The organism is Mesorhizobium norvegicum, from assembly GCF_004919685.1.
In the GTDB taxonomy this organism is placed as follows: domain Bacteria; phylum Pseudomonadota; class Alphaproteobacteria; order Rhizobiales; family Rhizobiaceae; genus Mesorhizobium; species Mesorhizobium norvegicum.
In genome coordinates, this window is sequence record NZ_SMYZ01000081.1 from 19,791 (window position 1) to 32,116 (window position 12,326).

8 protein-coding genes and 2 pseudogenes are annotated in these 12,326 nt (G+C 59.5%); 5 read left to right on the forward strand and 5 right to left on the reverse strand.

The window, feature by feature from the left end; all coding sequences use genetic code 11:
* Positions 1 to 501 precede the first annotated feature (501 nt).
* Together FCU66_RS30205 and FCU66_RS30210 are read left to right on the forward strand one after the other, a co-directional pair.
* Positions 502 to 1,935 carry a phosphomannomutase gene (locus FCU66_RS30205; RefSeq protein ID WP_136617729.1) on the forward strand — a complete coding sequence of 478 codons (1,434 nt, stop codon included), beginning with the start codon at positions 502 to 504 and terminating at the stop codon, positions 1,933 to 1,935.
* Positions 1,935 to 3,350: a mannose-1-phosphate guanylyltransferase/mannose-6-phosphate isomerase gene (locus FCU66_RS30210; RefSeq protein WP_136617728.1), complete on the forward strand. Its 1,416-nt coding sequence runs from the start codon at positions 1,935 to 1,937 to the stop codon at positions 3,348 to 3,350. The genes FCU66_RS30205 and FCU66_RS30210 overlap by 1 nt, the downstream gene beginning before the upstream one ends.
* Before the next feature lie 428 nt (positions 3,351 to 3,778).
* On the opposite strand, the gene FCU66_RS30215 is transcribed toward FCU66_RS30210, so the two are convergent.
* Positions 3,779 to 6,115 (reverse strand): S9 family peptidase, encoded by a 2,337-nt coding sequence (locus FCU66_RS30215; protein ID WP_136617727.1) that lies wholly within the window; start codon positions 6,113 to 6,115, stop codon positions 3,779 to 3,781.
* A 989-nt stretch (positions 6,116 to 7,104) separates the two neighbouring features.
* Here FCU66_RS30215 and FCU66_RS42905 point away from each other — a divergent pair.
* The 3 genes and pseudogenes from FCU66_RS42905 to FCU66_RS30230 form a co-directional block, all read left to right on the forward strand.
* The gene (locus FCU66_RS42905; protein ID WP_425462876.1) at positions 7,105 to 7,506 is read left to right on the forward strand and encodes a Tn3 family transposase; all 402 of its coding nucleotides are present in this window, start codon (positions 7,105 to 7,107) and stop codon (positions 7,504 to 7,506) included.
* A gap of 395 nt (positions 7,507 to 7,901) precedes the next feature.
* Positions 7,902 to 9,761, forward strand: coding sequence for an ABC transporter ATP-binding protein (locus tag FCU66_RS30225; protein ID WP_136617726.1), 1,860 nt, complete (start codon positions 7,902 to 7,904; stop codon positions 9,759 to 9,761).
* 346 nt (positions 9,762 to 10,107) lie between these two features.
* A pseudogene (locus tag FCU66_RS30230) lies at positions 10,108 to 10,452 on the forward strand (omptin family outer membrane protease); the annotation flags it as partial.
* A gap of 438 nt (positions 10,453 to 10,890) precedes the next feature.
* Here the strand turns inward: FCU66_RS30230 and FCU66_RS42910 are convergent.
* The 4 genes and pseudogenes from FCU66_RS42910 to FCU66_RS30240 all read right to left on the reverse strand — a co-directional run bounded on the left by FCU66_RS42910 (position 10,891) and on the right by FCU66_RS30240 (position 12,317).
* Positions 10,891 to 11,271 (reverse strand): type II toxin-antitoxin system HipA family toxin, encoded by a 381-nt coding sequence (locus FCU66_RS42910; RefSeq protein WP_425462877.1) that lies wholly within the window; start codon positions 11,269 to 11,271, stop codon positions 10,891 to 10,893.
* On the reverse strand, positions 11,268 to 11,567 hold the full coding sequence (locus FCU66_RS42915) for a HipA domain-containing protein (RefSeq protein WP_006333996.1): 300 nt from the start codon (positions 11,565 to 11,567) through the stop codon (positions 11,268 to 11,270). Before FCU66_RS42915 ends, FCU66_RS42910 begins: the two co-directional genes overlap by 4 nt.
* 152 nt (positions 11,568 to 11,719) lie before the next feature.
* A pseudogene (locus tag FCU66_RS42920) lies at positions 11,720 to 12,007 on the reverse strand (HipA N-terminal domain-containing protein); the annotation flags it as partial.
* A gap of 97 nt (positions 12,008 to 12,104) precedes the next feature.
* Positions 12,105 to 12,317, reverse strand: coding sequence for a dihydrodipicolinate synthase family protein (locus FCU66_RS30240; protein WP_136617752.1), 213 nt, complete (start codon positions 12,315 to 12,317; stop codon positions 12,105 to 12,107).
* Between the last annotated feature and the right edge of the window lie 9 nt (positions 12,318 to 12,326).

The following is a 12,326-nucleotide window of genomic DNA, read 5'->3' on the forward strand; positions in this document are numbered from 1 at the left end:
TTGTCGGCGCTGATCGTTGTCCCAGCTGATCCCAGCATCGGTTCCTGCTTCTTGGGTCTAGCGCCCTAGGCGACGCATGGTCGGCGAGCGCTCTGGCTGACCTTAATCCAAATACCTAAGAATCACAGGGTTCCATTGCGCTGATCGAGACGGCCTTCTAGCCCTATCCATGCCATGGATGCATTCCATCCAAACAACCAAGTTTACGGATCTGTCATGATGCTGCATAGCGAAATACCGGCAGGCACCGATCGATCACTCCACCGCCTTGATCATTAGATGAGCGCGCCAAAAGATTCCAATAGAAGGAGAACTGTGGATGCCCCTGTGCCAGTGGATGCCCTGCTGTTCGGCGGAACTCTGAGGGGTCCTTACGCCACACCGTGTTGTAGAGACCGCATATCTGAACAGCAGGTGGCTGACAACGATGGCGCTTGCAGTAGAAATACTAGCCCATTGCAACATGACCCCACCCTGCCTGTCCACTAGCAAAGCGAAATCATGAAATTCGGGTCAAGCGGCGTTCGAGGATTGGCTTCGGAATTGGTCGGCAAGGCCAGCGGACTTTATGCCGAAGCTTTCGCTTGGCGTTTGATTTCCAGCCGGGTTCAGCCGAATAGTTCGGTCTTCATAGGCCGCGACCTACGTGACAGCAGTCAGGCGATAGCCAACAATTGCATGGCGGCGTTGGCCGCAAATGGTTTCCAGCCGATCGATTGCGGCACCATACCCACGCCTGCCCTGGCACTATATGCATGCAAACACGGCGCGGCGGCTCTTATGGTCACCGGGTCGCACATTCCAGCCGATCGCAATGGCATCAAATTCTATGGCCCGAATGGTGAAATCAGCAAGGCGGATGAGGCCGCGATTACGCGCTTTGTAGCCGAAAGATCAATTGCGTATTGCTTACCAACGGCTTGTCTGGGAACGACGTGGCCTATGCACCGTGAAGAAGCGATCGCCTCTTATCGAGAGCGCGGCCATGACATGCTGGAGCCGGGCTCACTTTCCGGCATGAGACTTGGTGTCTATCAGCACAGTTCGGTCGCGGCGGAACTGTTGGTACAGGTTCTTCGATCGCTCGGTGCCAGCGTGGTCGCCGTCGGGAAAACCGGGACCTTCGTACCTGTCGATACCGAAGCCGTGGACGCAGCAACAATCGCGAAATTGAAGAAGTGGGTCCGCGAATTCGGACTCGATGCCATCGTGTCGACCGATGCGGACGCTGATCGGCCTCTCATCGCTGATGAAAATGGCGATCTTCTTCGCGGCGACCTGGTTGGGCTTGCAACGGCTCTTTTCCTGAAGGCAGACACGATCGTGACGCCAGTGACCTCCAATTCGGGAATTTCGAAGGCCTTTGGTTTCGCGGTCCAGAGGACGAAAGTCGGGTCTCCATTTGTCATTGAAGCAATGGAAGCATTACACGGCGCCGGCGGCGTCATCGTCGGCTTTGAGGCCAATGGTGGTGTTCTGCTGGGCTCGGATTGTGTGGTGAATGGGAAGACATTGACTGCACTGCCGACGCGGGACTCATTCCTCCCGATTTTGGCCGTCCTCAGTACCATGGCGTCGACAAAAAAGAAGCTGTCGCGACTGCGCGGGCTTTGGAATCTTCCTGTGTGCGCCAGTGACCGGCTTCAGAACTTCCCCGCGGAAAGTTCGCGCAGATTGATGGATCATCTCGCAAGCCGGAACGCACTGCAGCACTTTCTTGCCTCGTTCGGGACCGTCGCCGAAATTGACGAAACCGATGGCCTCAGGGCGCGGATGCTTTCAGGTGAGATCATACATCTGCGGCCTTCCGGCAATGCCCCGGAACTGCGCTGCTACTCGGAAGCTTCGACCGAGAGCAGGGCCATGGCGATCGTCGCCTCGACGCTGCAAGGGGCACATGCGTTCGCGCTTACAGACGAGATAGAGGACCTTTGATGAAAGTGGTTCCGGTCATCATCAGCGGTGGAGCTGGTTCGCGGCTCTGGCCCGCCTCAAGGCAATCGCACCCCAAACCTTTCCTCAAGGTGGCGGATGGACTTTCGCTCATCCAGCACACCGTGTTGCGCGCCGCTTCGATGCAGCATGTCGTGGAGCTTGTTACCGTGACGTCCACGGGGCACCTCTTCCTTACGAAAGACGTTTTCGACGAGCTGAATTCCGTTGTTTTGCCACGCACCTTTCTGCTTGAGCCTGAGGGTCGGGATACCGCCGCCGCCGTCGCTGCGGCAACCGTCCATGCCAAGGCAACACAGGGTCCCGATGCTGTTCTGTGTGTTTTTCCCGCCGACCATATGATTGGTGATCTGCCCGCATTTCAAACCGCCATGAACCGGGCAATCGAACAGGCGCAGCAGGGGCGTATCGCAACCTTGGGCATAACCCCGGATAGGCCAGACACCGCATTCGGCTACATCGAGGCCGACGGTGAGAAAGTTGTCCGGTTCGTCGAGAAACCGAACGCCGAGACTGCCAAATCTTATGTCGCGTCCAAACGTTTCTTCTGGAACGCCGGCATCTTCTGCTTCAAGGCGCAGGTCATGCTCGACGAAATGGCTGCGCATTGCCCGCAGGTGATCGATGCCGTTCTCGATAGCTATGATAACGCTCGCGTCAGCCACGGCGAACATGTTGCCAGCGTCGAACTCTCATCTGAGCACTTCGCCATGGCGCCACGTATTTCACTCGACCATGCGGTGATGGAAAAAACCCACAATCTCGCTGTCGTTCCCTGCGAAATGGGGTGGAACGACATTGGATCTTGGAACGCAATGGCCGAACTGATCGCCGCTGACGGGAGCGGCAACAGGATTCGCGGCGATGTCCATGTGGTCGACACCGTGGGCAGTTACATAAGCTCGGACAAACGCGTCATCGGCACTGTCGGCATCAGCGACCTGGTGATCGTGGATTCCCCCGATGCATTGCTTGTTGCATCCCGCGATCGCGTCCAGGACGTCAAGAAACTCTTCGAGGGCCTCAAGGCTGCGGGACATGAAGCGCACTTGCTTCACAGTACCGTGCACCGGCCCTGGGGCACCTACACGGTTCTGGAGGAAAGCGAGCGCTTCAAGATCAAGCGCATCGAGGTGAAGCCGGGCGGACGCTTGAGCCTGCAGATGCACCATCACCGCTCCGAGCACTGGGTCGTGGTCAGCGGCACTGCGAAAATAGTCAACGGCGACCAGGAGCTACTCCTGACCACCAATCAATCCACCTATATCCCTTGCGGCCACAAACACCGGCTCGAAAACCCCGGCAATATCGGACTGGTGATGATCGAGGTCCAAAGCGGCGAGTATCTCGGCGAAGATGACATCGTGCGGCTTGAGGACGTATACGGTCGAACCTGACAGTTCAACGTCACATGCCCTACGTTGGCTTGGCAGACCGAACCTGCGTCGGCATGGGTCGCAGGTCGGCGCATCTCTTCTCTGTTGTGCCTCCCGGCGGCGCAGGGTAAGGCGGCACTCCCTTCTAGGCCCGCCGCGGCGTCCCGCAACCCTTCGCTGTCGCTTCGGCTCCTTCTCTTCGTTTCGGCCCTTCGGATGCAGTCCGCCTGAACGGCGGCCCTTCCGGTCGCAACTCGCCGCCCACCCCCGCTTCCGTCCCGCTTCCGGGGGCCGTCGAGCGTCGGAATCGCTCCTGTTTCCGTCTTGCGGAGGCCCGTTGCGCAGGAATCGGCACAGGCCTCGTCCGAGCGGTTCTCCGCTCGCTCGCCGCCTCGATCAAGCCAACAAACGGGCGCGAGGATTGCCACAGGCAGAAGCTGCCCAAGCCATCATCGTGACGATTTGCTCTTTTGCAGCTCGGTTCGTTTAGCGTGCCAGTCGGGTGGGGTCTGACCGAGAATGTTGCGAACGAAGAAGTCCAGGAGTTTGCGCTCAGTATAGATGCCTGGCGCGCCGTGATCGGCACCAGGCACATAGACCATGTCGAAATCTTTTCCCGCCTTGATGAGGCGGTCGGCAAGCTGGAGCGAGGAGGACGGGTCGACATTGTGGTCCATTTCGCCGACGACGATCATCAGCTTGCCCCGCAGCCTGTAGGCATTGTCGATGGCGGAGGATTGGGAATATTCAATGCCGACTGGCCACCCCATCCACTGTTCGTTCCACCAGATCTTGTCTATCCGGTTGTCATAGCAGCCACTGTTGGCGACCGCGACCTTATAGAATTCGGGATGGAAGAGCAGCGCGCCCACCGCGCTCTGGCCGCCTGCGGACCAGCCGAAAATGCCGACATTGGAGATATCGTACCACGGATACCTCGCGGCGGCCGCCTTGTGCCATAGGATGCGATCGGGAAAGCCTGCGTCCTTCAGATTTTTCCAGGCAACGTCATGAAAGGCGCGCGAGCGGTTGTTGGTACCCATGCCATCGATCTGCACAACGACGAAGCCCAGTTGCGTGAGCGGCTCTGTCCGCCTTGAGAAGGATTTTGGGGCAAAAGAGCCCTGCGGCCCGGCATAGATATTCTCCACGACCGGGTACTTCTTCTTCGGATCGAAATTGGCGGGCAGGTGAATCACGCCCCAGATGTCAGTCTTGCCGTCGCGCCCCTTGGCGTGGAAGCTGAGTGGCGGCTGCCAGCCGGCGGCGACGAGCTCGGACGTGTCGGCGGTCTCCACCTGCATGAGCTTGGCATTATCGATGGCGCGGTAGAGCGTCATGCGGGGCGGCAGATCGATGCGTGACCAGATATCGACATAATAGCGGCCGTCGGGAGAGAACTCGACATGGTGGTTGGCCGGCTCGGGCGTGAGCTCAGTCAGCCCCTCACCGTCGAAGCCGATGCGGTACGCATGGACGAAATAAGGGTCCTCCCCCGGGTTCATCCCGCTCGCCTCGAACCAGATCTGGCGCTTGACCGGATCGACATGGTTGACCCCCCGGACGACCCACTCACCGCTGGTGATCTGGTTCTTGAGCGCGCCGGTCCCGCCGTCGAACAGGTACAGGTGCTCGTGCCCATCGCGCTCGGACGCCCAGATGATCTCCTTCCCGTCGTCGACATCGTAACGAAAGATTTTCCCGGTACCCTCCTGATCCATCACCAGAGGCTGGTAATCAACAAATGTCTTGCTGATCTCGTCGATGATCGAGCGCGCACGGGCCGTGGCGGCGTCTACCTCGACCAGCCGATAGAGCTGATGCCCGCGCTGGTTATATTCGAAAGTAAAGCCGCGACCGTCCGCCCACCACCGGAGAGGTGAAAGTTCGAAGGGGTTCGAGAACAGGGCGTCGTCAATCGCGACTTGGCGCTGGCTGGCAATCTCGAACAGAACCGGCTGGGGTAGCGGAAGGACATCACCCGGCTTGGGGTAGACCAGGGTTGAATGTTCGCGCTGCAACCGGTCCGTCGACGAATCGAGGTAGGGGACCTCCCGCTTGTAGCCGGGGCGAACGCGGTAGGCCGCGAGATGGCGCGAGTCCGGCGACCAATTCAGCGTCGAAAAGACGTAGTAATTGCCCTCGGATCCATCCCGACTCAGCGCAACATCCTGCAATCCGTCCTTGCTGCGCAGGAAAACATTGTAGTTTTTTATATAGACGATCCATTTGCCGTCGGGCGAGACGCTCCTCTGGTCGGGGTTATTCTCAGCCGGTGGCGTGTAGTAGTGGCTGAGCTGAAACTCCGGGGCCTCCACATCCAATTTTGTGCTGGTGCAGGCATAGCTTGCAACGTCGCAGCTCCACCGGACCTGCTCAATCAGGAAGTCGAGCCTGCGACCATCCTCGGTCAGTTCGAAACGCTCGAAGGGAAGATCGCCGGCCTGATAGCTCTTATGGCTCGCTTCATTTAGGCCCGCCGCCAGACGGGCCTGATCGAAGGCGGCCCGTTTCAAACCCGTGGCAGCATCGACCCGCATGAACTGCTGCTCGCCGTGGCTAGTCCGGCGGTATGCGAACGCGTTGGCTCCAGTCAGCCAGAACGGCCGCTCGGGGACATTCACGAGCCCGCGATAGCGATTGTTGATCGTCAGTGCCCGCTCCAAATCGCTCAGCGCTAGCGATGGATGCGCATCGTTCGAACCGTTGGCCAGCGCCCGAGCGGTCGCCGATCCCGATGCCCCTTGAATTGATAACGCGAGCGCCAAAGCGCCGATCTTGAACATATCTGTTCACCTCTTTCGGTTTTCGGAAGACGCATTGTTGGAGTCTGGCTTTTCATCGCCGGCATGCAGCAGCGTTGAGCGTTGCTCGAAGCAGTCAGCACGCGGGTGCAGCCAAGACGGCAGTCACCATGACCCGTGCGCCCTACGCGGATCCAGGAACTGGCCGAGTGAACCAGACTGAAGAGTTGGCATCCGAGCCAGCAGGGTATTTTCCATGTCCACAATGAGGGAATGTTCAAAGCCCCATGACGCTTGCAATCACACCTGGAAGGGCCGGAATTTGGCCCGGCACAAAGCGTTGGCTATCGACATTCTCTGCATGGCTGTCGTCAGTCCGTTGATCCGTGTCCGGATGAACGATGCAATATGTGCGCCAAAGGAAATGCCTTTAGATCAAGGCGATCGATCGGACCGGCTGTGTCGGATGACCGACATTAACGTCGCATCTCCGACAGCTCGGACAACCCCAAGTCACATTGACCTTGGGTGTATGTCAGGTTGACAAGAGTGGACCGTCGGGCCGACCGCAAAAGGGAGCACGAGGCGCCCTTCATTCGACTCGGCTGCGCGTAAGCCGCCTTCGCCTTCCGTTGCCGTCGGAATCAGGGCTGTGGTGTGTGATCGATAGCCTGACAGGGCTTCCCGCCGAGAGATACGGTCGGCCGCTCACCGGGCTGACCCGGTACGAGGCCGAAGAGGCTGCCTTTAACCTCAGCGAGAGCACTCCGCCATGGATGGCTTTGGTCAGACGTCGCAGACGTTAATCAAGGCTGCCGATTCCACGGATGGTCGGACGCGATGCGCCTCCCACTCCATCACACCCGTTCGCGTAACCTCACCTCTTCCTTCTGGATGCGTGCGTCATGGCAGGGGGCGCATGTGCTCCCCAGTTCGCCGTAGCATAAGAGCCGGACCGTCGCGGTGCGCCACCAGATGGTTGGCGACCGTGGCCGGAACCGTCGCTCGTTCTCTTGCCGATGAAGTGCTGGGTGCCCGACACCGAAATGGCGCGCGATCTCCCGAACCTTCTGCCGATCCTGACACGGGCGATCGGCTGGAACCTCATCGAGCAGCAGTATGACGAGTTGATCAAATATGCGGCGGCCCTGCAGCACCGCACGGCCGATGCGGAATCGATCCTGCGCCGCTTTGCGCGGGCGAGCGTGCAGCGCCCGAGCTACAAGGCGCTGGCCCAACCGGGTGCGACGATTACATGCTCGAGGCTCTATTCGGTCTTCCCGATAGTGTCTATGGCGACCTTCCTGTGTCCGAAACCGAACAAGAATGTCAGAGCCCCACCCGCTGGCCGTACAGCCAGGCACCGGCTGGCGAGCAAGCGGTTGAACGAAACGGAGCGCAAATCCGGCACGCAAATTGCTTTGATCTCGTAAGTGAGACGTCGGCAGGGCGTCGGGGAGGATTGAGAAATCAACCAGGAGCGTGCTCGATGCCCGCAATGAGACGGCCAGAACAGGACGATGAACCCAGCCACACCTGGGGAGCTGGACCGCTATAGCCAGCCGCGGCGCCTCCTCGTAGATCGCGCCTCCTTCAGCAAAGCCGTCCACCAGCACTACGAGGCCACCCTATGCAGCTCTCGAACCTGGCCACAGCGCGCATGTACATTCAAGTGCGCCCCTCAGCCTTGCGTGGTCCGCTCGAAGCGCGCCAGGAACGCATTGTGTGTGGACGAGGAACGTGCGCTTGGCAGTTCAGGGGGCGCGAGCGCTCTCGCACTCCTCCGATGCGCCGCACCCATTCTTCTGATCAGCCGGTTTGACCCGCCATGTCGCCTTTGCATTTCATCTATCGTCCCTTTGAGACGCTTATCCGCCCGCTGGATATCCCCTACGCGCCTTTACCGGCAACAGGTCCGTTTGCGCTGCTTCTGCATTTCGCACGCATGTTCCGTGGCGCGCTGGCGGCCATCGCCGTCTTCATGATGGCGGTCGAGGGAATCAACCTCGCGGTGATCTGGGGCATGTATATCATTGTGGACGGGGTGAGCACGAATGGTGCGGCGGTTTTCCTTGAGGAAGCTTGGCCTATGCTCACGTTCCTCGGCCTGCTGATGTTCCCCGCGCAACCGCTGCTGATGTTCATCGCCAAGACATTGGGTTCCCAGGCAGTGTCCGTATGCATGCCCGCGGCTATGCAATGGCATGGCTACAAGGCGGTCGAACGTCAGGACCTTGCATTCTTCCACGATCTCTTCGCCGGCCAGGTGGCGTCGCGCATTTCGCAACTCGCCTCCGCCGTGCAGCAGCAGATCGTCGTAGCGTCTTCCAGCATACCGTATTTTCTCGTGCAGTTTCTCGGTTCGCTTTCGCTGCTTGCCACGCTGTCCTGGCCGCTGGCGCTTCCGGTCTTTTTTTGGATCGTGGCGAACGTCGCTGTCGCGGTTGTGGCAGTGCCATATTTTGCCGTGCGGTCCCGCCACTCTGCCCGCGCGCGCAGCCTCGTCGTCGGCGCCATGACCGACCTCTACAGCAACATCCACGTGGTCAAGCTGTTTGCGGCCGAAGACAGCGAGGCGGACGCAATGCGCACCATCATGGGAGATTCCATCGAGACGCAACAGCTTGAGCGGCGCATCCAGTTAACAACCGACACCGGCGTCGTCCTGCTGAACGTCCTTCTTTCGCTGACCAACATCGCCGTCGGGCTTTGGGGACTCGTGGCCGGTTTTGTCACCACCGGCCAATTTGTTGCTTCAATCGCACTCGTTCAGCGGCTCAATACCAACTCCCTGGCCTTTCTCCAGCTAGGACAGCAGATATTCCAGGCTGTGGGCACGATACGCGACGCGATGCCGGTCATCACCACGCCTCCAACGGTAACCGATGTCTCCGGAGCCAGGCCGCTGGCCGTTGTCGCCGGCACGGTCGAGTTCAGGGATATCCGGTTCGAATACCGGCAAGGAAAAGGGGTAATCGAGAATCTATCGCTCAGGGTCCGCGCCGGCGAGAAGGTCGGGCTCGTCGGCATGTCGGGGGCCGGCAAGTCAACGCTTGTCAGCCTGCTTCTGCGGTTCTTCGACGTAAACGATGGCGCAATCGTCGTCGACGGCCAGGATGTCCGTTCGGTGACGCAGGCAAGCCTGCGTCAGAATATCGGGGTCGTGACCCAGGATGTCTCGTTGCTCCATCGCTCTGTCGGGGACAATATCCGTTACGGCCGGCCGGATGCCTCGCCGGAGGAGGTCGAACGCGCCGCAATGCTGGCCGATGCGGACGGTTTCGTGGCCGATCTCAAGGACAGCGAAAACCGCACCGGCTACGATGCTTTCGTCGGTGACCGCGGGGTGAAGCTTTCTGGCGGCCAGCGTCAGCGGGTCGCGATCGCTCGGGTGCTGCTTAAGGACGCGCCAATCCTCCTTCTAGACGAGGCGACTTCTGCCCTGGACAGTGAAGCCGAGGCGGCGGTCCAAGAAAAACTCGAGCTTATGATGGAGGGCAAGACGGTGATCGCCATTGCCCACCGCCTGTCGACGATTGCCAGCATGGACAGGATCGTCGTGCTCGACAAAGGGCGCATCGTTGAGGAGGGCTCCCCCTCGGAGCTACTTAAACGCGACGGCCTGTATGCCCGCCTGTGGCGGCGGCAGACCGGCGGCCACATTGCCGACAGTTCCGAGGAGAAATAAGCCGACTGGAAGGTCGTTCGTCACGGCTCCGCGCTGCTCGCAATGCTTGGCTGTTGTCGTAGAGAGCGGGCATATTCGCGTTAGACAAATCTCGGCTTTCGCCGCCTCCGTCGCAAATTTGTGGGAACGGGCGACGAGATGCCACAGGAGCTCTTCGGTTCTATCGCGAGAAGCTGGTTCTATCGCGAGAAGCTGACCGTCCGCCGCCGTGCCGATGCTGGAACCGCCGAGTTTAAGCAGTGGTGATCGCTCGACTTCGTCTCCGACCGTTCCACATCCTCACTGTCGTCGACGATTGGACGCGGGACACAAAGCGCGCTGCTGATTCCGGGCGTTTTCCCTTGGTGCGGAATCGATCATAAAATTCGGCAATTGGACGCTCTCGGGTCTGCTCCGCGGCGGCCTTTCGACTAACCCAAGCGATATTGACCATCACTGGCGGAGCAGGGTGTACGAAGAGGACTTTCGTACCATTCCCTTCATCTCGCTCGGCGCCAAGGCTGGTTATCAAATCACCGAACGCGCTAGCCTCTTCCTAGCCGGCAATTTCGATGAGTACTTCCGCGCGAAAGGCGATATGACAGTGTACGACATCCCGACGGGCGCCCGAAGCAGCACGACCTTCAAAGATGGCGCAGGCATGGACTTCTATGCCTTCACCATGTCGGCCGGCTTCAAGCTGACGTTTTGAGTGCAATCGCGTCTGACGCTGAGCAGATACGTGACGCCAGTCCGCCATCTGCTCGCGGAACGTGCCTATAGCTTGATCGGGCTTCCGCGATGCCCTCGTCCAGCACGGCATCACTCCCTGATTCCGGCTCATGCGAAGCACAACCATAACTACGATCCGGTTCTCTACCGCCAACGCCACAAGATCGATAACACCTTCGCTCACCTCAAGCACTGGCGACGCATTCATACCCGACAACCGCTGCGCTCACGCCTTCCTTGTCCGCTATCGCTTTCGCCGCATTTTCATCTTCTGGGATCAACGCGCTAGCCGATAGACCTTGCTTGCGAGGGGAACGATCGCGATGTTGCGATCGATCACGGCGATGACGTCTTTGCCGAGCCATAGGTTGTTCTTCTCGGCGTTCCACACGTCGAGAAGCGCTGGACGGTTTCCTAATTAGGCGCAATCGAGAACCAGCTTCTCAGGCAGGCGTGCTTTTGCTGCCAGGCATCGGAGCTCGTCTTCGTTGAATTCGCTGACCTTGTTCGTACGCGCGAATTTCAGCGCTGCCGTTTCATCGGGAATGTAGGGGATGGTCGATATGAGATCGTAGGGCGGAGACAAAGCAGGCGTCCTGCGATCGTAATAGATCAGCGACCAGTTTTTGAGGTGCATGTCGGCATTGCCGATCAGTGTGCAATAAACCAACCGCCGGATGAATTCGGCGATGCTCTCTTCGTTGGTTTCGATCCCGAGGACCGTGGCGATGTTGCGGTAGCTCGCACTTTCGTACTTCTGTTCGGGATAGCGGCGAAAGACCTGCGCGAAGTCCTCTATGTGGACGAGATTTGCGCCGTCTCGATCGAAACGACGAAGGGCGAAAGCCTTGTCCCCCGCAGCCGCCTCAGCCCCGCGGAAAGGCCTTCCAGAGAGTCGACATGGACCAAGTCGATTCCAGGAACATTGATGCCGAGGCGAGAGGCGATCGTCATCATCGAGAATTCGTTCTCGGGGACGCCATCAAACCGCTCAGCCGGGAGTTTGGCAATCCAGGAGCCGCCGACGCCCTTGGCCCGAATGACGAGGCCGCTGTTCTTGCGCTTGTTTCTGATGGCTGAGAATTTGAGCTGCACGCCGGCGAGCGAAACCGCAGTGCCTTGTCTTTTTGTCTGCCGCCGCCGACAGCGTTATCGGCGGGCGGCCAGGCCTCTCCATTCGTCGGCGTGACGGTCACGGCGCCGGGTAGATCGCGCCCCAGCACCCACAGCAAGAAAAACTCGCGCACCTCCTTCACGCCAGCCCGATCTGCCAGGTACTTGCGCAATGGACCTTCCGGCAACAGGTTTGAGAAGAAGGGCGATACCTGGATATGCGTGGCTGGTTGCTCGGTGACGAGCCCGCCGTGATCGTCTTTGAAGGAGAGAGTTAAGGTCGGCCGTCGCGCCTCGTCGATGTATTCCTGGATGAATGCAAAGATCTGGTCTCCTTGCAAGAGCCTGAGCGTGCCGATCTTGTTTCCATGCAGGGCGACATTGAGGACGGACACATCAGGCATTGTCCTCCTCCAGATCATAGGCTGGTTTCGGGCCGGCTGTCGTTACATTGACAGCGTGAACGAGACGATTGCGCAATGCCTGCAGCGATCCGGCTTCGCGGATGGCGGAGCTCCCTCAGGACCGTCGACGCGCGATGCAATTGCGTGTCATTGGGTAGAGCTGTGCGCAGCGTCGTTCGTCGCGAGTCAGATACACATAAATGCCGGTGCTGCCGAGCAGGCCGATGGAATCGACCTCAGCCGCGATCAGCCGGCTGACCAGTTTCCGTAGCGCGTCAACGTCGACCCGGCCGGAACGATCGGCGGGGGTGATCGGAAAAGCAGACAGGCCGTTTGC